This is a genomic window from Ensifer sp. NM-2 (assembly GCF_003024455.1).
Lineage (GTDB): Bacteria > Pseudomonadota > Alphaproteobacteria > Rhizobiales > Rhizobiaceae > Ensifer > Ensifer canadensis.
Genome location: NZ_PVZR01000007.1, coordinates 120,518 through 140,839, shown reverse-complemented (window position 1 = coordinate 140,839; position 20,322 = coordinate 120,518). Strand labels below are relative to the sequence as shown.

The 20,322-nt window shown below is 62.6% G+C and carries 19 protein-coding genes; 14 read left to right on the top strand and 5 right to left on the bottom strand.

Annotated elements, in window-relative coordinates; translation table 11 throughout:
• Positions 1–41: 41 nt before the first annotated feature.
• From trxA to C6558_RS16190, 4 genes are all read left to right on the top strand, one after another.
• Positions 42–1,019 carry a thioredoxin gene (gene trxA, locus C6558_RS16205; RefSeq protein ID WP_025425150.1) on the top strand — a complete coding sequence of 326 codons (978 nt, stop codon included), beginning with the start codon at positions 42–44 and terminating at the stop codon, positions 1,017–1,019.
• Positions 1,020–1,143: 124 nt separating this feature from the next.
• Entirely contained in the window at positions 1,144–1,824 is a 681-nt protein-coding gene (locus C6558_RS16200; RefSeq protein ID WP_025425151.1) for an LON peptidase substrate-binding domain-containing protein, read from the top strand.
• Positions 1,825–1,834: 10 nt separating this feature from the next.
• Positions 1,835–2,023 carry a Trm112 family protein gene (locus tag C6558_RS16195; RefSeq protein WP_025425152.1) on the top strand — a complete coding sequence of 63 codons (189 nt, stop codon included), beginning with the start codon at positions 1,835–1,837 and terminating at the stop codon, positions 2,021–2,023.
• Positions 2,024–2,110: 87 nt separating this feature from the next.
• Positions 2,111–2,503: a hypothetical protein gene (locus C6558_RS16190; protein ID WP_025425153.1), complete on the top strand. Its 393-nt coding sequence runs from the start codon at positions 2,111–2,113 to the stop codon at positions 2,501–2,503.
• Between the two features lie 4 nt (positions 2,504–2,507).
• Here the strand turns inward: C6558_RS16190 and C6558_RS16185 are convergent, their stop codons facing one another.
• Positions 2,508–3,722, bottom strand: a complete 1,215-nt coding sequence (locus C6558_RS16185) for a ubiquinone biosynthesis hydroxylase (protein WP_057210855.1) — start codon at positions 3,720–3,722, stop codon at positions 2,508–2,510.
• Between the two features lie 85 nt (positions 3,723–3,807).
• Here C6558_RS16185 and tesB point away from each other — a divergent pair, with 85 nt between their 5' ends.
• From tesB to C6558_RS16150, 7 genes are all read left to right on the top strand, one after another.
• Entirely contained in the window at positions 3,808–4,698 is an 891-nt protein-coding gene (tesB, locus tag C6558_RS16180) for an acyl-CoA thioesterase II (protein WP_025425155.1), read from the top strand.
• A gap of 231 nt (positions 4,699–4,929) precedes the next feature.
• On the top strand, positions 4,930–5,268 hold the full coding sequence (locus tag C6558_RS16175; protein ID WP_025425156.1) for a P-II family nitrogen regulator: 339 nt from the start codon (positions 4,930–4,932) through the stop codon (positions 5,266–5,268).
• Between the two features lie 27 nt (positions 5,269–5,295).
• Entirely contained in the window at positions 5,296–6,660 is a 1,365-nt protein-coding gene (locus tag C6558_RS16170; RefSeq protein WP_057210857.1) for an ammonium transporter, read from the top strand.
• A gap of 242 nt (positions 6,661–6,902) precedes the next feature.
• Entirely contained in the window at positions 6,903–9,575 is a 2,673-nt protein-coding gene (locus C6558_RS16165; RefSeq protein WP_025425157.1) for a DNA translocase FtsK, read from the top strand.
• Between the two features lie 136 nt (positions 9,576–9,711).
• Entirely contained in the window at positions 9,712–10,374 is a 663-nt protein-coding gene (locus C6558_RS16160) for an outer membrane lipoprotein carrier protein LolA (protein ID WP_025425158.1), read from the top strand.
• A 231-nt stretch (positions 10,375–10,605) separates the two neighbouring features.
• Positions 10,606–11,412 carry an exodeoxyribonuclease III gene (locus C6558_RS16155; RefSeq protein WP_107027561.1) on the top strand — a complete coding sequence of 269 codons (807 nt, stop codon included), beginning with the start codon at positions 10,606–10,608 and terminating at the stop codon, positions 11,410–11,412.
• A 315-nt stretch (positions 11,413–11,727) separates the two neighbouring features.
• Positions 11,728–13,902 carry a TonB-dependent siderophore receptor gene (locus tag C6558_RS16150; RefSeq protein ID WP_025425160.1) on the top strand — a complete coding sequence of 725 codons (2,175 nt, stop codon included), beginning with the start codon at positions 11,728–11,730 and terminating at the stop codon, positions 13,900–13,902.
• A gap of 39 nt (positions 13,903–13,941) precedes the next feature.
• Here C6558_RS16150 and C6558_RS16145 read toward each other — a convergent pair whose 3' ends face one another.
• A complete protein-coding gene (locus C6558_RS16145) occupies positions 13,942–14,397 on the bottom strand; it encodes a cyclic nucleotide-binding domain-containing protein (protein ID WP_057218358.1) in 456 nt (151 codons plus the stop codon).
• Between the two features lie 114 nt (positions 14,398–14,511).
• Positions 14,512–15,195 carry a response regulator transcription factor gene (locus C6558_RS16140; RefSeq protein WP_025425162.1) on the bottom strand — a complete coding sequence of 228 codons (684 nt, stop codon included), beginning with the start codon at positions 15,193–15,195 and terminating at the stop codon, positions 14,512–14,514.
• 143 nt (positions 15,196–15,338) lie between these two features.
• Between C6558_RS16140 and C6558_RS16135 the strand changes: the two genes are divergently transcribed.
• From C6558_RS16135 to C6558_RS16125, 3 genes are all read left to right on the top strand, one after another.
• Positions 15,339–15,887 (top strand): L,D-transpeptidase, encoded by a 549-nt coding sequence (locus C6558_RS16135; RefSeq protein WP_025425163.1) that lies wholly within the window; start codon positions 15,339–15,341, stop codon positions 15,885–15,887.
• 156 nt (positions 15,888–16,043) lie between these two features.
• Positions 16,044–16,694 carry a DUF6875 domain-containing protein gene (locus C6558_RS16130; RefSeq protein ID WP_128090482.1) on the top strand — a complete coding sequence of 217 codons (651 nt, stop codon included), beginning with the start codon at positions 16,044–16,046 and terminating at the stop codon, positions 16,692–16,694.
• Between the two features lie 66 nt (positions 16,695–16,760).
• Complete coding sequence (locus C6558_RS16125) at positions 16,761–17,885, top strand: GNAT family N-acetyltransferase (RefSeq protein ID WP_025425165.1); 1,125 nt, start codon at positions 16,761–16,763, stop codon at positions 17,883–17,885.
• A gap of 25 nt (positions 17,886–17,910) precedes the next feature.
• Here the strand turns inward: C6558_RS16125 and C6558_RS16120 are convergent, their stop codons facing one another.
• Both C6558_RS16120 and leuC read right to left on the bottom strand, forming a co-directional pair.
• Positions 17,911–18,447, bottom strand: a complete 537-nt coding sequence (locus C6558_RS16120) for a histidine phosphatase family protein (RefSeq protein WP_025425166.1) — start codon at positions 18,445–18,447, stop codon at positions 17,911–17,913.
• 271 nt (positions 18,448–18,718) lie between these two features.
• Entirely contained in the window at positions 18,719–20,128 is a 1,410-nt protein-coding gene (gene leuC, locus C6558_RS16115; RefSeq protein ID WP_025425167.1) for a 3-isopropylmalate dehydratase large subunit, read from the bottom strand.
• Positions 20,129–20,322: the final 194 nt, after the last annotated feature.

Here is a 20,322-nt window from a genome sequence, read left to right as displayed (position 1 = left end):
GAATGCAGGAAGCCGGATCACGAGCCGGCGAGGAGAGAAGAATGACGGGCAACGACAATCCCTATGCAGGGTCCTTCGGCAACCAGATGACCGCTTCGGCTTCCTTCGGCGGCCAGCCGGCCGCGGCCGCCGCACCGGGCGGCGACCTGATCAAGGAAACGACGACCGCCAACTTCAGCAAGGACGTGCTGGACGCCTCGCGCCAGCAGCCTGTTCTCGTCGATTTCTGGGCGCCCTGGTGCGGACCATGCAAGCAGCTGACCCCCGTGATCGAAAAGGTCGTGACGGAAGCCGCCGGCCGCGTGAAGCTCGTCAAGATGAACATCGACGACCATCCGTCGATCGCCGGCCAGCTCGGCATCCAGTCGATCCCCGCCGTCATCGCCTTCGTCGGTGGGCGACCGGTCGACGGTTTCATGGGTGCCGTGCCTGAAAGCCAGATCAAGCAATTCATCGAAAAGATCGCCGGCCCCGCCGTCGACGACAGCAAGGCCGAGATCGAGGCAGCACTTGCCGACGCCAAGGGGTTGCTCGAAGCGGGCGATGCCGAGAACGCCGCCGGGCTCTTCGGCGCCGTGCTGCAGGCAGACCCGGAGAATGTGGTGGCTATTGCCGGCATGGTCGATTGCATGATCACGCTTGGCCAGATCGCCGAAGCGCGCGAAGCGCTTACGAGCCTGCCGGAAGATCTTGCCAAGGATGCCGGCATCAGCGCGATCGCCAAGAAGCTTGACCAGATCGAAGAAGCCCGCAAGCTCGGCGATCCGAACGCCCTGGAACAGCGGTTGGCGGCAAACCCTGACGACCATGAGGCGCGCATGATGCTCGCCAAGATCCGCAACGTGGAAGGCGACCGCAATGGCGCGGCCGACCACCTGCTGACGGTCATGAAGCGCGACCGGGCTTTCGACGACGATGGCGCACGGCGCGAGCTCGTCTCGTTCTTCGAAGTCTGGGGCCCGAAAGACCCGGCGACGATCGCCGCCCGCCGCAAGCTGTCGTCGATCCTCTTTTCCTGAGCAGAGCAGCAAGATCGGTGCGTTTTTCCCTTGAGATTTTCGAAGGGCGCACCATTTCTTGATCTGGTTGGCTATGCCTATGGGCGTGGCGGGGCAGAACCGGACATCTGCAAGGTCAATTGGAATGCATGTCGGAAATGCACGTTATCTTGGTCCGCAGGACTTGCCGGAGATCATTCCGGTGTTTCCGCTGACCGGTGCGCTGCTGCTCCCGGGTGCCCAGCTGCCGCTCAACATCTTCGAGCCACGCTACCTGGCGATGCTCGACGACGCTCTTTCCGGCAATCGGCTGGTCGGGATTGTCCAGCCCTCCTTCTGCGAAGGCCGCAACGACATCGGCGTCGGGCCGGTGCCCGCGCTCTGCGAGGTCGGCTGCATCGGCCGCATCACCTCCTTTGCCGAAACCGGCGACGGCCGCTACATCACCTCGCTGACCGGCGTATGCCGCTACCGACTGTTTAACGAGGTGGCCGGCACACGCGGCTATCGCCGCTTCCGTATCGGGCCCTTCACGGCCGATCTCGAAAATCGCGACGATGAAAGCCTTGTCGATCGCTCGGCGCTGCTGGCAGCCTTCAGGGCCTATCTGGAGGCCAACAAGCTGAAGGCCGACTGGGAGAGTGTCGAGCGCGCCAGCAACCGCACGCTGGTCAACTCCATGGCGATGATGTCGCCCTACGGACCGGCAGAAAAACAGGCGCTGCTGGAGGCCCCCGACCTCAAGACCCGCGCCGAGACGCTGATTGCCATTACCGAGATCGTGCTTGCGCGCAATTTCGGCGATGTCGACAACATTCTGCAGTAAGCGAGGGGTCATGGACGTCAACGCCAGCAAGGTCGATCCGAAACTGCTCGAACTGCTCGTCTGCCCGTTGACCAAGGGCCGGCTCAGCTATCGCGCCGAAGCCAATGAGTTGATCTCGGAAAAGGCACGGCTCGCCTATCCCATCCGCGACGGTGTGCCGATCATGCTGATCTCCGAGGCACGCAAGATCGAGGACTGACGCCAGCGGCCGATCCCACATCCTTTGACGATCAGTCAAGGAATAGCCCGTAAGTTGCCTGGACTATCGGTAGCTCGGCGGGACACGATGAACATCTGGCACTACGTCGTCGCGATCGTGACTCTGACCGCGCTTGGCGCGGCGGTCCATGTCTTCCGCTCGTCGTTCAATTTCATTCCCGATCGCTTCAATGCCGCGCCCGGCCAGTTCTGGCGCAATCACGCCATCGACGACATGCTGAGTGCGAACTACGGTTTCTGGGACATGGTCGCCGGGACCGAATACGACGAGGACGGATTTTACGAGTTCTTCAGCCGCAGAAATCTACGCATCTGCTTCACGTGGACGATCGCGATCGGCATGACATTGCTGTTGTCGTACCAGGATCTGCAAGACAAATTCACTGCCGTCGTCGATGTCGCGCCCGGCTGGCTCTGGGCGCTTTTCGTCTACCGGATCGAGAATCTCACCATCTTCTGACCCCTCAGATCGGCTGGCCGGAAAGCAGCCGCGGGTCCGCGTCGCCGGCAACGCCGGCCGCCTGGCGGATGAAGAAGCTTTTGAGGGACGGCAGCCGATCGACAAGACCGAGACCGAAGTCGCGGGCGATCCTGACGGGTGTAATGTCGTTCGAAAACAGTCGGTTGAGCACATCCGTGGTCACCCCCATGCGGAAGGTGTCGAACCGGCGCCAGCTCTGGTAGCGCTCGAGGATAGCAAGCGAACCGATATCGAGCCCGAGACGATCCGCCTCGACGATCGTCTCGGCCAGCGCCGCCACGTCCTTGAAGCCGAGATTGAGGCCCTGGCCGGAGATCGGGTGGATCCCGTGGGCGGCATCGCCCGCAAGCGCAAACCGCGGTTTTACGAAATCGCGCGCAAGGGTCAGGCCGAGCGGAAAGGCGCGACGGCCGCCGACAACCTTGAGATGGCCAAGCCTGTGGCCGAAGCGGCGCTCCAGCTCTTCTTCGAAGAGGAAATCGTCGCCCTTGACCAGGCGCTCCGCGTCCGCAGTGCGCTCGGTCCACACCAGCGACGAGCGATTGTTCTTGAGCGGCAGGGTGGCAAAGGGGCCGGCCGGCAGGAAATGCTCCTCGGCCGTGCCTTCGTGCGGGCGCTCATGCTCGACGGTGGTAACGATGCCCGACTGGCCATAGTCGAATTCGACCGTCTTGATGCCGGCCGCATCGCGCAGCTTCGAGCGCACGCCATCGCAGGCAACCAGCAGACGGGCCTCCAACTGCTCGCCGCCGGTAAGCGTCACCGCAACCGCATGATCGCCGCTCTCGAAGGTTTCGACCATGGTCGACTGCCGCACGGTTACACCAAACTCCTCGCAGGCGGCGCGCAGCGCGCCGACCATGGCCGTGTTCGGCACCATATGGGCAAAGGGCCGCCCCTCCTCCCCCTCGCCGTCGAAGGTGAGGAAAACCGGGCGCACCGGATCGGATGTCTTCGAATCGGTGATGACCATGCGCCGGATCGGCTCGGCCTCCGGCACAATCGCCTGCCACACGCCGAGAACATCGAGCATGCGCTCAGCTGCCGAGGCGACGGCAGAGGCGCGCTCGTCGCGCTTCCAGGCGCCTTCCGGCGCACCGTCTATGACGGAAACTTCGAGATGCGGTGCCGCCTTCTTCAGCGATACCGCGAGCGAAAGGCCGACATAGCCGCCACCGGCAATCAACACATCGATCATCCGCTTTCTCCCGTCGCACTTGAGCATCGTTTCATGCCTATATAGATCAATGCCATCGCCGTTCCTACCATCGGAGACAGCCGAAATGTCGCGCCCCACTGAGACCGCAACGCCCATGGATGCGCTGCTTGCCACACTCGACCTCGAAAAGCTCGAGGAGAACCTGTTCCGTGGCCGCAGTCCCCAGGTCGGCTGGCAGCGCGTGTTCGGCGGCCAGGTGATCGGGCAGGCGCTGGTCGCAGCCCAGCGCACTGTCGACGAAGGCCGCTACGTGCACTCGCTGCACGCCTATTTCATGCGCCCAGGCGATCCGTCCGTGCCGATCATCTACGAGGTGGACCGCATCCGCGACGGCTCGAGCTTCGCCACGCGGCGTGTCGTCGCCATCCAGCACGGCAAGGCGATCTTCTCAATGTCGGCGTCGTTCCAATATGACGAGGACGGCTTCGAACATCAGATCGACATCCCCAACGTGGCGATGCCGGAAACCCTGCCGGGCGAGCAGGAGCTGAAGGACAAGTTCCTGGCGCACGCCCCCGAAGCGATCCGCCGCTACTGGGAGCGGCCACGGCCGATCGAGATCCGGCCGGTCTCGCTCACCCACTATTTCGCCCGCAACGATGGTAAGCCGACCCAGGACGTCTGGGTCAAGGCCGTCGGCCATGTGCCCGACGAGCGCCACCTGCAGGCGGCCGTGCTTGCCTACCTCTCGGACATGACGCTGCTCGACACGTCGCTCTATGCCCATGGCACGTCGGTGTTCGATCGCAACCTGCAGGTTGCAAGCCTCGATCACGCCATGTGGTTCCATCGCCCCTGCAAGATGGACGACTGGCTGCTCTATACCCAGGACAGCCCCAGTGCCCATGGTGCCCGCGGCATGACCCGCGGCAGCCTTTTTGACCGTTCCGGCGTGCTGATTGCCTCGGTGGCGCAGGAAGGCCTGATCCGGAAAAAGGCAGCTGAACAGGAATAGGGCACTTATTCTTTTCTGCCTATTTTTTAATCTTCTAAAGTGACGATTTTTTAGCGCGTCGCGGCACCGTCGCTGTGCGTGATAATTTTCCCATGCCTTTTCATAGGTTTAGCGTGCCACGACGAATCTGGCACGCCCCTTGAATGTAGCTGTCCGGTTGCACGGCGCTTTCAGCGTTCCGCAGCAAGGAGAGATGGCCTCCGACCGGAGGCGAACAAGGATGGGAAACCGATGAAAATTGTGATGGCCATTATCAAGCCGTTCAAGCTCGATGAGGTTCGCGAAGCCCTCACTGCTGTTGGCATCCAGGGCCTGACCGTAACCGAGGTTAAAGGCTACGGCCGCCAGAAGGGACATACTGAAATCTATCGCGGCACCGAATACGCCGTGAGCTTCCTGCCAAAGCTGAAGATCGAGATCGCGGTCGCCTCGGAGGTCGTCGACAAGGCCGTGGAAGCGATCGCCGTTGCCGCCAAGACCGGCCAGATCGGCGACGGCAAGATCTTTGTCTACTCCATTGACCATGCCGTGCGCATCCGCACCGGCGAAACCGATTCAGAAGCGTTGTAAGCCACGCCGTTCAGGGAGCACTACTCGATGTCGTCAAGCAAACTTTCCACCTCTCTGGTCAGGATCGGCGCAGCCTCTGCCGCCCTTCTTGCACCGGTCGTCGCCTTTGCCCAGGAAGCCGCACCGGCAGCCGCCGCTGCCACCACCGCAGCACCCGTTCCCGACAAGGCCGACACGGCCTTCATGTTCATCTCCACGCTGCTCGTCTTCTTCATGCTGATCCCAGGCCTCGCGCTGTTCTACGGCGGCCTCGTTCGCGCCAAGAACATGCTGTCGGTCCTGATGCAGTGCACCGTCATCGGCGCAACGATGATGATCGTCTGGGTCGTCTATGGCTATTCGTTCGCCTTCGGCGGCTCGACCAACCCCTATTTCGGCGGCTTCGCCAAGATGTTCCTCGCAGGCGTCTCGGTTGACAGCACGTCGGCCACCTTCTCCCAAGGCGTGGTCATTCCGGAATACATCTTCATGCTGTTCCAGATGACGTTTGCAGCGCTGACGCCGGCCCTCATCATCGGCGCCTTTGCCGAGCGCATCAAATTCTCGGCGGCCGTGCTCTTCTCCGTCCTCTGGGCAACCTTCGTCTACTTCCCGATCGCCCACATGGTCTGGGACGGCAACGGCCTGCTCTTCGGCATGGGCGCCCTCGACTTCGCCGGCGGCACCGTCGTGCACATCAATGCCGGTGTTGCGGGCCTCATCGGCGCGATCATGGTCGGCAAGCGCACCGGTTTCGGCAAGGACATGATGGCACCGCATTCGATGACGCTGACGCTCGTCGGCGCAGCGATGCTGTGGTTCGGCTGGTTCGGTTTCAACGCCGGCTCCAACCTCGAGGCATCAGGCGGCGCGATGCTCGCAACCGTCAACACCTTCCTCGCGACCGCAGCAGCCATCCTTTCCTGGTCGGTCGTCGAAACCTTCACCCGCGGCAAGGCCTCGATGCTCGGTGCAGCCTCGGGCATGATCGCCGGCCTCGTCGCCATTACGCCTGCCGCCGGCATCGCCGGCCCGATGGGCGCGATCGTCATGGGCCTGATCGTTTCGCCGCTGTGCTACTTCTTCGTCTCGGTGGTGAAGAACAAGTTCGGCTACGACGACACCGCTGACGTCTTCGGCGTTCACGGCGTCGGCGGCTTCTTCGGTGCGCTGGCGACCGGCATCTTCGCATCGTCATCGCTCGGCGGCATCGGCTATGCCGACGGCGTCACCATGGGCGGCCAGTTCATGACCCAGCTCACCGCCGTCGCCATCACCATCATCTGGTGCGGCGTGGTCTCGGCCATCCTCTACAAGGTGGTCGACGCGATCGTCGGGCTCCGGGTCTCGGTCGAAGCCGAACGCGAAGGTCTCGACCTCTCGTCCCACGGCGAAGCCGCCTACCACAGCTAAGCCAATCGCGGCGCCGTCAACAGGCGCCGCTCAACGTCCCGTCGCGGTCCGTCTGATACGGATCGCCTTTGGCCCGGATCGACTGATCCGGGCTTTTTTTCCCTTTCATGCGGATTGCACGCCTCGCCCACCGGTATTTTAGCGGCATACACGCATGGTTAATGTCGCATTAACCGTGCTTCGCTTAGGTTGATTCCATGGCACGCAATGTGTCTTGAAGATCGAGACGGGCAGCAGGCAACATGAGCAGAAGCAATCCGGCAACGCTTGACAGCCGTTCCAACCGGTTCGTGCTAACCACATTCGTATGGCGACAGATCGCGTCGCTGGCGGGCTTTGCGCTGTTTGGCGCACTGGCGCTGGCAATCGCGGCGCTATCGACATGGAACGTTGCCGACCCGAGCTTCTCCTACGCCACCTCCGACGAGCCGACCAACGTGCTCGGTTATGCCGGCGCGGCCTTTGCCGACATCTTCATGCAGTTTTTCGGGCTTGCAAGCGTCGTCGCCCTGCTTCCGGCCGTTGCCTGGGCGCTGGTGCTGATCGGCGGCAAGCGCTTCGACAAGATCTTCAAGCGCCTCGGCCTCTGGTTCGTCGGATCGGTGCTTGCAGGCGCGGCCTTGAGCTGCGTCCCGGCGCCGATCACCTGGCCGCTGCCCAACGGCCTCGGCGGCGTCTTCGGCGACATGATCCTGCGGTTTCCCGCGCTGTTCACCGGCGCCTTCCCGACCGGCACCTTCGCTACCGTGCTTGCCTGCATCTTCGCCGCTCCTGCCGCCTGGTGCCTGATCTACAGCGCCGGCCTGATCGGTGTCGGCGAGGAGGAGGACGAAGACGAGATCGAGGCGCCGACGCCGAGCAAGGCGCGCACCGTGCGCGACGAACTGGACGAAGACGACAGCGAAGGCCCCTTCACCCTGCTGATGGGCTCTTTCGCCCACTTGCGCTACACCGTGCAGGCACGCGTCCGCCGCATCTTCGGCATGAGCGGTACCCGCACGCCGACGAAGCGCCAGTACGATGAGCCCTACGATTTCAACAATGACGAATTCGGCACGCTGAACGAGCCGGTCCGGCCGAAGCCGATGGCCGGCGACCGCATCGAACCTTCGCTCGACCGTTCCGAGCGCCGCATCGTCACGCCACCGCCGATCATGGCTGATGACGATGACGACATGCCCTTCGACATGGACGAGCGCCGCCCCGCCGGCATTCTGTCCGATGACGAGGACGACGATCTTGACGCAGCAGCCGACTGGGCGCCGAAAGCAGCACCGCCGAAGCAGGGTCTGCCGAAGGCCGGCTCGCGTGTTGCCACCCCGCCGCCTCGCCCGAAGACCAGCCAGCGGCTCGAGCGCGAGGCGCAGCGCTCCTTCGTCGAGGACGATGACGGCGATTTCGCGCTGCCGCCAATGCATTTCCTCGCCGAGCCGAAGAACGTCACCCGCGACGCTTCGCTCTCCGCCGACGCGCTGGAGCAGAACGCCCGCATGCTCGAAGGTGTGCTTGAGGACTTCGGCGTCAAGGGTGAGATCATCCACGTCCGCCCGGGCCCGGTCGTTACCCTTTATGAACTGGAGCCGGCGCCGGGCATCAAATCCTCCCGGGTCATCGGCCTTGCCGACGACATCGCCCGCTCGATGAGCGCCATTGCTGCCCGCGTCGCCGTCGTGCCGGGCCGCAACGCCATCGGCATCGAATTGCCCAACCAGCGCCGCGAAACCGTTTATCTGCGCGAACTGATCGGCTCGCGCGACTTCGAGACCAGCAAGGCGCGCCTGGCCATGGCGCTCGGTAAGACCATCGGCGGCGAACCGGTGGTCGCCGATCTCGCCAAGATGCCGCATCTGCTCGTCGCCGGCACCACCGGCTCGGGCAAGTCAGTGGCGATCAACACCATGATCCTGTCGCTGCTCTACCGCCTGCGTCCCGACCAGTGCCGCCTGATCATGATCGACCCGAAGATGCTCGAACTCTCCGTCTATGACGGCATCCCGCACCTGCTTTCGCCCGTCGTGACCGACCCGAAGAAGGCGGTCGTCGCGCTCAAGTGGACGGTGCGCGAGATGGAAGAGCGCTACAAGAAGATGTCGAAGATCGGCGTGCGCAACATCGACGGCTTCAACACCCGCGTCGAGCAGGCGCTGGCCAAGGGCGATGCGATCACCCGCACGGTGCAGACCGGCTTCGACCGCCAGACCGGCGAGGCGATCTACGAGACCGAGGAATTCGATCTGTCGCCGATGCCCTATATCGTCGTCATCATCGACGAAATGGCCGACCTGATGATGGTCGCCGGCAAGGACATCGAAGGCGCGGTGCAGCGGCTGGCGCAGATGGCGCGCGCTGCCGGCATTCATGTGATCATGGCGACGCAGCGCCCGTCGGTCGACGTCATCACCGGTACGATCAAGGCCAACTTCCCGACCCGCATCTCCTTCCAGGTGACGTCGAAGATCGACAGCCGCACCATCCTTGGCGAACAGGGTGCCGAACAGCTGCTCGGCATGGGCGACATGCTCTACATGGCCGGTGGCGGACGCATCCAGCGCGTCCACGGTCCCTTCGTCTCCGACACCGAAGTCGAGGAAGTCGTCGCCTATCTCAAGACCCAGGGCACACCGCAATATCTCGACGCGATCACCGAAGATGACGACGAGGACAATGACGGCGGCGGCCCCGCCGGCACGTCCAATCTTGCCGATTCCGACGACCCCTACGACCAGGCGGTGGCGATCGTTCTGCGCGACGGCAAGGCCTCCACATCCTATGTGCAACGTCGCCTCGGGATAGGCTATAATAGGGCCGCTTCACTGATCGAGCGCATGGAACAGGAAGGCATCATCGGCCCGGCAAACCATGCCGGCAAACGGGAAATCCTCGTGCCGACCGAAGCGGAAATCACTGGCCGGTAAACCCGGCTTTCGTCCCGGGCGATGATCCATGCCCGGTAACGGTCATGTGAGAGCGCGGCCCGCCGAAGGCCATGAAAAACGCCTTGAAGGTGCCGCACTTGCGCTCCAGATGATTCAGGAAATGAAGGAGACTGTGATGACAGAGACGAAAACCACCCTGGGCAGCAATCCGGCGATGTCGCGCCGTGTATTCGTTTGCGGCCTCGCGGCGCTCGCGGGCATGGGTGGCGCCGGTCTTGACGTCACCAAGGCCTTTGCCCAGGCCCCGGCCTCCGCCCAGAAGATCGCCGATCATTTCTCGTCGGTGAAGACCATGTCCGGCGAATTCGTGCAGTTCGGCCCGCGCGGCGAGCAGACCGGTGGCAAGTTCTACATCCGCCGCCCCGGCCGCATCCGCTTCAACTACGAGGCGCCTTCGCCGATGCGCGTGATTTCCGACGGCAAGTCGGTGGTCATCGGCAATATGAAGCTGAAGACCTGGGATATCTACCCGCTCTCCAAGACGCCGCTGAACCTGTTGCTCAGCGAGCGGATCGACCTGACCGGCAAGATGGTGCGCGACGTCAAGGAAGAATCAGACCTCATCACCATCGTGCTCGGGGATCGCTCGATCTTCGGCGATTCGACCATCACCATGATGTTCGATCCGAAGACCTACGACCTGCGCCAGTGGACGATCACCGATGCGCAGAAGAAGGACACGTCGGTGATGATCTTCAACGTCCGGACCGGCATCGCGCTCGACGACAAGGTGTTCAAGATTCCTTACGACGAGGTTCGCAACAAACGGGGCGGCTAAGACCGCCTCAGCATAGGCATTGTGGACATCGGCCGCCCACTGCATGTGTCCTCGGATCCGATCTAAGGATAAAACATGCAGCGCGTCAAAGTGCGCAGCGACCTTTTCATGCATTCCTTGTCCCGACGCGCCAGACCTGCTTAAACCTCCCCGACATCGAAAACATATCCGTCCTGAGCCGGCTTTCCATTCGTCGAACGCCCGGACCTACCCAATCATGGGGAATGAGCAATGGCCCTTTCCGTCGCCACGTGGAATATCAACTCCGTTCGCCTGCGCATGCCGCTGATCGAACATCTGCTGAAGACCTGGCAGCCCGACATTCTCTGCCTGCAGGAAACCAAGTGCCCGAACGACCAGTTTCCGTCAAAGCCACTCAAGGCACTCGGCTACAACCATATCGAGATGCACGGCCAGAAGGGCTATCACGGCGTCGCGACGATCTCGCGTCTGCCCCTGCACGAGCTTAGCGACCGCCGCGACTATTGCGTCGTCGGCGATGCGCGCCACCTTTCGGTGGTGTTCGAGGCGGGCGGCAAGAAGATCCGCCTGCACAATTTCTACGTTCCCGCCGGCGGCGACGAACCGGACAGGTCGATCAACCCGAAGTTCGGCCACAAGCTCGATTTCGTCGATGAGATGAAGCTGCTGCACGCCGAAGCCGAGGCGGGCATCTCCTCCATCCTCGTCGGCGACCTCAACATCGCGCCGCTCGAGGACGACGTCTGGTCGCACAAGCAACTCCTGAAGATCGTCAGCCATACGCCGATCGAAACCGAGGGCCTCAACACGGTGATGAACGGCGGCGCCTGGGTCGACCTGATGCGCCAGCATGCGCCGGCGCCGACCAAGCTCTATACCTGGTGGAGCTACCGCGCGAAGGATTGGGAAGCGGCCGACCGCGGCCGACGCCTCGACCACATCTGGTCGTCGGCCGACCTCGCGCCGAAGCTGACGCAGGTGGATATCCTGCGGGAAGCGCGCGGCTGGGAGCGGCCGTCGGACCATGTGCCGGTGATCGCGCATTTCGATATTTAGAGCGGCAACGCTCTACTGCGTGTTTCCTTAAATCCTATTCGATTTAAGGATAAAAACATGCAGCAATTCAAAGTGCTACAGCGCCGCGCGTCTAATAAGACGCGCGGCGCTGTAGCACGATCAGCTGCATCAAGAAACGATGAGTAAAAATCTCATATTTTTCTTGATCCTGTTTTTCGAAGCGATTATCCCTTTTTGCGAGCGGCGGGGACACCGCCTCCGGCGGCTAAGCAGCCGTCGTTTCCATTGATTTTCGGGTGCTTCGCTCCGGGCCAGTCCGGAGGGCTTTCGTGCGCCCGCAAAAGGGGCCAGATCATGCGCAAGATTTTTCCGAACAGACCCGTTCGCACCTCGCTTCGTTCCCTTTCGGCAACAACGGCACTACTCGCGATCACGATCGGACTGCTATCAAATTCCGCCACCGCGCAGACGGCCACGAGTGAGAAGACGACGCGGCTGCAGAAGATCGAGGTTTCGGCCGCACAGGCGGCCACCAGCATCGCCGAGGACAATGATACCATCGCACCGTCGCGCAATATCACGGCGCTGAAGACCGACACGCCACTGGTCGAGACCCCGCGCTCGGTCTCCGTCGTCACCCGCAAGGAACTGGAGGAGCGTGGCGCCCAGGACATGATCCAGGCAACCCGCTATGCCGCCGGTGTTACCACCGGCGCCTTCGGCTTCGACCCGCGCTTCGACCAGATCTACATTCGCGGCTTCGAGACGACCACAACCGGCGACTTCCGCGACGGCCTGCGCCAGCCCTATATGAACTACGGCACCTTCCCGACCGAGATCTACGGTCTCGACCGCATCGAGATCATCAAGGGACCGGTGTCGGTGCTGTACGGCGCCGCCGGTGTCGGCGGCATCGTCAACCGCATTTCCAAGATGCCGCAGGACGACACGCACCGCGAGGTCGAAGTTCAATACGGCACGATCGGCCGCGCCCAGACGGCCTTCGATTTCGGCGGCCCGGCGACCGCCGAAGGCGACTTTCTCTATCGTATCGTCGGTCTGCTGCGGAACGGCGAAACCAGCTACGACGTTGCCGACGACCGCTACCTGCTGCAGCCCTCCTTCACCTGGAAGCCGGACGAGGCAACGTCGCTGACCGTCTACGGCCTCGGACAGAAGGGCGAGAGCGATGCCAGCCCGCGGGTGTTCGAATATGGCGGCAAGCTGCTGCGCTACAGCGATCCGGAATACGATCACCAGAAGGTGCGGCAGTATCAGGCTGGCTTCAAGCTCGAGCACGAATTCGACAATGGCCTGATCTTCCGTCAGCACGCCCGCGTCAGCGACATGGATTTGGACGCCCGCTATCTCGAGTTCGGCACGGCAACTGGCAATGTCTACGAGCGGTCGCCGGTCGCGATTACCGACAATCAGCGCACCTACCAGATCGACAACCAGTTGCTGGCGACCTTCGATACCGGCGCCATCTCGCACACACTGCTGACCGGCCTCGACTATACCTGGATCACGTCAGACTTCGGGCTCGGCTTTGGCGCCAGCGATCCGGCCTATCGCTTCGACCTCGACAATCCGACCTTCGGCATCACCGGCCCGACGCCCGCGCTCACCAGCTTCAGTGGCCGCGATCTGCGCCAGACCGGCATCTATGCTGAGGACCAGGCGGAATTCGGCAACTGGCGCGCCGTCGCCGGCCTGCGCCACGACTGGGTGGACCAGACGAGCACCAACAAGAACACCGGTGCAGTCGACCGCAAGGACGACGGTGAAGTCACCGGCCAGGTGGGCCTGCTCTACCTCTTCGACAACGATATTGCGCCCTACGCCAGCTACGGCACGTCCTTCGTGCCGAGCACGCAGCTCTCGGCAGATGGTACGGTTCTGGATCCGACGACGGGCGAGCAGATCGAACTGGGCATCAAATACCAGCCGGAAGGCGAGGCCTATTCGCTGAGCGCCGCCGTCTACCGGATCGTCGAAACCGGGGCGCCGCAATATGTCGCGGACGCGTCGCTGCCCGTCGGCTACTACTACAAATCTTCGGGCGAGGTGACCACCAAGGGCTTCGAGGTCGAGGCGCGACGCGAATTCGACAATGGCTTCAGCCTGATCGCCGCCTACACCTACAACGACGCCGAGATCACCGGGAACGTCAATCCCGCACTGATCGGCAACGTGCCCTCGACCAAGCCGCGCAACATCGCATCCCTCTGGGTGAACTACCTCGTGCCAGACGATACGCAGCTCGCCGGTCTCAGCCTTGGCGGCGGTATCCGCGCCACCTCCAAGTCCTTCACCTCCGACGACAATACGGCGGAAAACGGCGGCGCCGTCTACTTCGACGCGTCGATCGCCTATGATTTCGGCGTGAAAAATCCCGATCTGAACGGATTGTCGCTGGCCGTCAGCGCAACCAACATTGGCGACCGGCGCGAAGAAGTCTGCACCGACGGTTACTGCTACTTCGGCCAGGGCCGCACCGTGCTCGGCACGCTCAAGTACAAATGGTAGGTGAAAACGCCTGGCGTGCGACCGTCTATCGGGAGTGCGTCAGGCGAAACGGCCGGCCAGTGCGCCTGCGCGGCGGATCATCGCCTGCAGGTTCTCGCGGATGCGCCCCTCCACGAGGGCGGCAACTTCCGGGTATTCTTCCAGCATGCGCCGGAACAGCGGGCGATTGATGCGGATCACTTCGCTGTCTTCGTCCGCGGTCGCGGTAAACTTGCGTTCCACCATCGAGATCAGCGCCAGTTCCGAGAGAAGCGCGCCGCGGCCGACGGTGGTGACATCCTCCATCGCGCCGTCGGCATTGGCTTTCGAAAGCGAGAGGCTGCCGCTGGCAATGGCAAAGGCGCAATCGGCCGGAGCGCCCTCGCGAAACAGCTCCTGCCCTTTGAACACACGTCGACGTTCGGCGCCAAAGGCAATCAGCCTCAGCTTGTCCTCGCTGATATCGGCAAAAAGCGGCACATTGGACAGAAGAACGATGTCGTCGTTGAGCGCCAAACGGCTAACCTCCCTGAATCACGATGCTCCGGGGTTCGAAACCCAAGAGCATAGCAATCGATGCAAATAGTCCGAAGCAGCTGACGTGCGGAGAAATCATCGGACGTCGCCGCCTCACGGAACGATCTTGTAGCCGCCGTTCTCTGTCACCAAAATCTCGGCATTGGAAGGGTCTCGCTCGATTTTCTGGCGGAGCCGATAGACATGTGTTTCGAGCGTATGCGTCGTCACGCCGGAATTGTAACCCCAGACTTCTTCGAGCAGCACGTCGCGCGTCACCACCTTCTGGTCGGCGCGATAGAGATAGCGGATGATCGCCGCTTCCTTTTCGGTCAGCCGGATCTTCTGGCCGTTTTCGAGCGTCAGCAGCTTCTGGCTCGGCTTGAACGTGTAGGGACCGACACTGAAGGTCGCATCTTCGCTCTGTTCGTGCTGGCGCAGCTGCGCGCGGATACGGGCGAGGAGGACGGCGAAGCGGAACGGCTTGGTGACATAGTCGTTCGCGCCGGCTTCCAGACCGAGGATCGTATCCGAATCCGTGTCATGACCGGTGAGCATGATGATCGGCGCCTTGAAGCCGCCCTTGCGCAAGAGCTTGACCGCCTCGCGCCCGTCCATGTCGGGCAGACCGACATCCATGATCAGCAGATCGACCTGCTGGGCGCGCGCCGCCTGTATCCCCTTGCCGGCAGTCGCTTCCTGAAGAAGATCGAACTCCTCGTACAGCGAAAGCTGTTCGACCAACGTTTCGCGCAGGTCATTGTCGTCGTCGACAAGAAGAATGGTACGGGTCGCCATGGGACAATTCCTGTTTGCTTCCGGTTTCAAACTAGCTCAAATGCCCGTGTTGGCAAGCGAACCGGTTTTGGAACCTCGTTATATATGCAACCGTGCTTATGGTGCCCGCCAAATCACGGACAATTCAAAAATCTGTGAGAGAGATGCGCAAGAAAACGTCGGGAAGAAGGCCAGTCAAATCCGTCATCACCGTCCGGCCTGCCCCGCTTGATCGCAGGCGTGCACTGGTTACCTTCGATGGCCGCACGGAGCAAGCGGCCATCGGCCGCAGCGGCATTACCAGCCGCAAGCGCGAGGGCGACGGTGCCACGCCGCGCGCCGCGATGAAACTCATCGGCGGCTATGTCAGGCGCGACCGCATCCTGCTGCCGCCGACGCCGCTGCCGATGCGGGCCACGCGTAACGGCATGCTCTGGTGCGACGCTCCCAGTCATGCCCGCTACAACCGTCCAGCCAATGCGCCCTTCGCGCCGAGCCACGAGGACATGATGCGCACGGACAGGCTCTACGACATCTGCCTGGTGATGGACTGGAACCTGACCAGCCGGCGCCGTTATGCCGGGTCGGCAATATTCTTTCACCTCATCCGCCCCGGATACGAGCCGACCGAGGGCTGCGTCGCCATAAGCCTTGCCGCCATGCGCCGGCTGATCCCGCATCTGCGTCGCGGCACCGTCGTCAAAGTTGTCTAATGTCGACGCTGCAATATGAGGCATGACCGGCGATCGAAAGAAGAATTCGGAAAGCATAGATCACGCGAGAAACCTCACCGGCCACAACCATCAACACTTCCGCAAGCTCTGGTGTCTATGTAGCCTCAAGCGAGATTTGCAGGACGAGTGCTGCCGATGCTGACCAAGACGGCCAAAGCGATACCGGCGACCGACGGACGGTTCTTCGGGATAAAAGAGGTTCGTGATAGCGCGGACGGCGTCTCGCAAGGTTCCGACATTGCGCAGCTGCTCGACTGGGTCGAATCCTATCTGATGGCCGGCCATTCCGATCTCGGACGAACCGGCGCTGTCTGCCCCTTTACCCGCCAGGCCGCCAAGATCGATACCGTCCGGTTGGCGATTTCTGACGCGCGCGCCGAGGACGAAGACACGGTCTTTGCGCTCATCCGTGGCGCATTCGGCGAACTCGAAGCCATCCCCTGCAAACCCGCGATGAAGCATTTCCGCACGGTGATCGTTGGCTTTCCTGACTGCGCCGATGCGGATGGGATCGCGATGTTGAAGCGCATCCAGCGGCGGCATCGGTTCTATTCACTCGCCCGCGCCCGGATGATCGGCATGATGCATGCAGGCTCCGAGGATCGCGGCCTGTGGAACCCGGACTTCCGACCACTGCGCTCGCCGATGCCGGTTCTCGCGATCCGGCATCTGGTCGAGAACGATGCCCCGTTCGCCGCTCTCCACCCCGCCCTCATGGTTGCCTATCTTGCCCGTTTCCCGATCAGAGGAACGCGGCGGCTCGTCAATCACTTCCGAAGCGGCTGAGCCATGCCCGGCCGAGCGACGTCGCCGATCGCCGACGCAGTTGAGATAACTCCGAGCTCTCAGCTTTTGGGCGACAATCTCCAAATCAGTTGCGTCACAAGTCTCGAAGGCTTCGAGGCCCTGCACAAGGAATGGGACGACCTGTTCGAGCGGACGGCGGAGCCTCAGCAGGTGTTCCAGCGTCATATCTTCCTGCGACACTGGGCGCGGCACTATCTCGATCCAAAGACGCAGCTCTGCATCCTCATCGGTCGTATCGACGGGCGTCTCGTCACCCTCTGGCCACTGGTGCGCCGGCGCAAGCTTGGTTTTGATGTGCTTGGTTTCATGGGAGCGCCGGTGACCCAATTCGGCGACGTGCTCGTCGAGGCCGGCGAGAACAGACACGCCTTGCTCGAAGCCGGCTGGAACGCCGTCGCATCGCTCGGCGCCGATCTCTTCGAAGCACGGCGGGTAAGAGCGGATGCTGCCCTATGCGGATCGGTGATCCCAAGCGGCGCCTCCTTGCCTGGCGACGTGCAGGCGCCTTTCGCAAGCCTGTCACGGCGGGTGACAGCCGATGGCCCCGGCATCGCCTATTCCGCACGCGAGCGCTCGAACTATCGGCGCCGGCTGCGAAGGCTGCGAGAGCACGGCGACATCACCTTTACCGAGCCGGAGCCGGGGTCAACAGCCGCAACGGCCGCAGCCGCTGCCATCACCATCAAGAAGAACTGGCTGCTCGAAAACGCGATCCTGTCGCCGACCGTCATGGACAGCCGCTTCCAAGCGTTCTTCGAGGACCTGGCCGGCGATCCCGGCGCCGGCCTCTGCGCCTCGACGATCGCCTGCGATGGGCGGCCGATCGGCGTCGATCTGTCCTTCGATTGCAAGGGCCACACCTTCGGACACGTGCTGGCAACCGACCCTGGCTATGACCGCGAGGGCCTCGGGCGGCTGCTGATCCACCGGACATTCGCGGCCGCCGCCGATCGCGGCAGCCGTGTCTTCGACCTGCTGGCGCCAGCGGATGGCTACAAGATGCAGCACGCCGACGGGCTGGTTGCCGTCAGCGACTATGCTTTCGCGTTCTCCTGGCGCGGCTGGCTGCTGCGCGAGCTTGTCATGGCGCGGCTGCAACCGGCGGCCAAGGTCTTGGCAAAGCGCCTTCCGTCCGCCCTTGTGCGCAGGCTGGCAAAACACAAGATCTGATCCAATCAGGCAAGCCGGCGCGGCCTCAGGCGAGTTGGCGCGGCGTGACGAAATCGATGAGACGGCACCGGCCCGATGCCAGGTCCTCCCAACTGGAGCCGTCGAACGCGAGTACGGCAAGCGCCGCTGTCGGAAACTTCTCCCGCATGCGCGCGAGCGCCTCCTGCCTGCCCGATCCGGCCAGCAGATGCGCAAGTTCCTCCATGCCCGGATTGTGGCCAACGACAAGCAGGTTACGGATATCAGGGTCAACGGCGCGAATGGTCGCCAGAATGGCGGGTGCCCCAACTTCGTAGATGTCGCGCGTCTCACGGGTGGGGATTGGCGGCGGCAGGTTATCCCGAACCAGCGCCCAGGTTTCCCGCGCACGTCGCGCAGTGGAAACGATCGCGAGCCCCGGGATCAGCCCTTTGCGCTTCATATCTGCGCCGATCAGTGGCGCCGCCTTGCGGCCGCGCTCGCCGAGCGGCCGGTCGTGATCCGGCACGCCGTCCGGCCATGCGGACTTGGCATGGCGCAACAGCATCAGGCGGTATGTTTTCGCCCCGCGATCCCCGGCCATCACGTCCTCCTTCGCAGCGAAGTACGATCTACTCCGTCAGGTCCATTCTGGCATCGCTTCGACGTTTTGTCCCCGTACTGCATAATTCCTTAAATCGGAATCGATTTAAGGAGGAAATTATGCAGCAGGTTTAATGCGCTACAGCGTCCTTTGCGCCTCATATCTGACGCGCAAAGGACGCTGTAGGAGTGAACCACAAAAAAGGCCGCCCCGAAGGGCGGCCATCAACGCCGGAAAGCTCAGGAACCGGCTTATTTCCACTCGCGCCAGCTTACTTCCACTCACGAATGTCGACGAAATGTCCGGCGACCGCTGCGGCCGCCGCCATTGCCGGCGATACCAGATGTGTGCGTCCCTTGAAGCCCTGGCGGCCTTCGAAGTTACGGTTGGAGGTCGAGGCACAGCGCTCGCCCGGCTTCAGCCGGTCGTCGTTCATCGCCAGGCACATCGAGCAGCCCGGCTCGCGCCAGTCGAAGCCCGCTTCCCGGAAGATCTTGTCGAGGCCTTCGGCTTCCGCCTGCTCCTTGACGAGGCCGGAGCCCGGAACAATCATCGCCGAAACGGTCGGCGCAACCTTGCGGCCTTCGACGACAGCGGCAACGGCGCGCAGATCCTCGATGCGGCCGTTGGTGCACGAGCCGATGAAGACGCGGTCGATGGCGATGTCAGTGATCTTGGTGCCGGGCTTCAGGCCCATGTAGTCAAGCGCGCGCCACTTGGAGGTGCGCTTGTTTTCTTCCGGGATCTCGTCCGGGTTCGGGACGATGCCCTGAACCGAGATGACGTCCTCAGGCGACGAACCCCAGGAGACGATCGGCGGCAGATCGGCAGCGTCGAGCACGACGACGCGATCGTAATGCGCGCCTTCGTCGGTGTGCAGCGTCTTCCAATAGTCGAGCGCCATTTCCCAGGCCTTGCCCTTCGGCGCGCGCGGCTTGTCCTTGATGTATTCGAAGGTCGTTTCGTCGGGCGCGATCAGGCCGGCGCGGGCACCGCCTTCGATCGTCATGTTGCAGATGGTCATGCGGCCTTCCATCGACAGCGAGCGGATCGCTTCGCCGGCAAACTCGATGACGTGTCCGGTGCCACCGGCAGTACCGATCTCACCGATGATGGCAAGGATGATGTCCTTGGCGGTCACACCTGGCGGCAGCTGGCCGTCGACGCGCACCAGCATGTTCTTGGCCTTCTGCTGGATCAGCGTCTGGGTCGCAAGCACGTGCTCGACTTCCGACGTGCCGATGCCATGCGCCAGCGCGCCGAAGGCACCATGCGTCGAGGTGTGGCTGTCGCCGCAAACGATGGTCATGCCCGGCAGCGTGAAGCCCTGCTCCGGGCCGACGATGTGCACGATGCCCTGGCGCTTGTCGTTTTCCGAGTAGTATTCGACACCGAACTCGGCTGCGTTCGTGGCGAGCGCCTCGACCTGGATGCGGCTCTCCTCGTTCTTGATGCCGAGATGGCGATCAGGTGAGGTCGGCACGTTGTGGTCGACGACGGCGAGCGTCTTTTCCGGAGCGCGGACCTTGCGGCCAGCCATGCGCAGGCCCTCGAAAGCCTGCGGGCTCGTCACCTCATGAACGAGATGACGATCGATGTAGAGAAGACAGGTGCCATCGTCCTGGCTGTTGACCAGATGGTCGTCCCAGATCTTGTCATAGAGAGTACGCGGTGCGCTCATGGCGATATATCCATCGAATTTTCAGAAGTAAGGGAAAAGCCGGCAGCAAGGCAGCCGGAAACACTGATCAAGGGATCAGGATAGGAGGCTTGTCAGCGCCCCGGATACGCGCGCAAAAAAGCGTGCCGGCAGACGCTTGTGGTCCTGCAGCACGACGATTTTTTGCTCTCGACATCCGAACTTGGATTCCATGA

Bases quoted from the DNA above. Each gene is read 5' to 3' on its own strand.
- trxA (WP_025425150.1), top strand. From the start codon at position 42: ATGACGGGCAACGACAATCCCTATGCAGGGTCCTTCGGCAACCAGATG.
- C6558_RS16200 (WP_025425151.1), top strand. From the start codon at position 1,144: ATGCATGTCGGAAATGCACGTTATCTTGGTCCGCAGGACTTGCCGGAG.
- C6558_RS16195 (WP_025425152.1), top strand. From the start codon at position 1,835: ATGGACGTCAACGCCAGCAAGGTCGATCCGAAACTGCTCGAACTGCTC.
- C6558_RS16190 (WP_025425153.1), top strand. From the start codon at position 2,111: ATGAACATCTGGCACTACGTCGTCGCGATCGTGACTCTGACCGCGCTT.
- C6558_RS16185 (WP_057210855.1), bottom strand. From the start codon at position 3,722: ATGATCGATGTGTTGATTGCCGGTGGCGGCTATGTCGGCCTTTCGCTC.
- tesB (WP_025425155.1), top strand. From the start codon at position 3,808: ATGTCGCGCCCCACTGAGACCGCAACGCCCATGGATGCGCTGCTTGCC.
- C6558_RS16175 (WP_025425156.1), top strand. From the start codon at position 4,930: ATGAAAATTGTGATGGCCATTATCAAGCCGTTCAAGCTCGATGAGGTT.
- C6558_RS16170 (WP_057210857.1), top strand. From the start codon at position 5,296: ATGTCGTCAAGCAAACTTTCCACCTCTCTGGTCAGGATCGGCGCAGCC.
- C6558_RS16165 (WP_025425157.1), top strand. From the start codon at position 6,903: ATGAGCAGAAGCAATCCGGCAACGCTTGACAGCCGTTCCAACCGGTTC.
- C6558_RS16160 (WP_025425158.1), top strand. From the start codon at position 9,712: ATGACAGAGACGAAAACCACCCTGGGCAGCAATCCGGCGATGTCGCGC.
- C6558_RS16155 (WP_107027561.1), top strand. From the start codon at position 10,606: ATGGCCCTTTCCGTCGCCACGTGGAATATCAACTCCGTTCGCCTGCGC.
- C6558_RS16150 (WP_025425160.1), top strand. From the start codon at position 11,728: ATGCGCAAGATTTTTCCGAACAGACCCGTTCGCACCTCGCTTCGTTCC.
- C6558_RS16140 (WP_025425162.1), bottom strand. From the start codon at position 15,195: ATGGCGACCCGTACCATTCTTCTTGTCGACGACGACAATGACCTGCGC.
- C6558_RS16135 (WP_025425163.1), top strand. From the start codon at position 15,339: ATGCGCAAGAAAACGTCGGGAAGAAGGCCAGTCAAATCCGTCATCACC.
- C6558_RS16130 (WP_128090482.1), top strand. From the start codon at position 16,044: ATGCTGACCAAGACGGCCAAAGCGATACCGGCGACCGACGGACGGTTC.
- C6558_RS16120 (WP_025425166.1), bottom strand. From the start codon at position 18,447: ATGGCCGGGGATCGCGGGGCGAAAACATACCGCCTGATGCTGTTGCGC.
- leuC (WP_025425167.1), bottom strand. From the start codon at position 20,128: ATGAGCGCACCGCGTACTCTCTATGACAAGATCTGGGACGACCATCTG.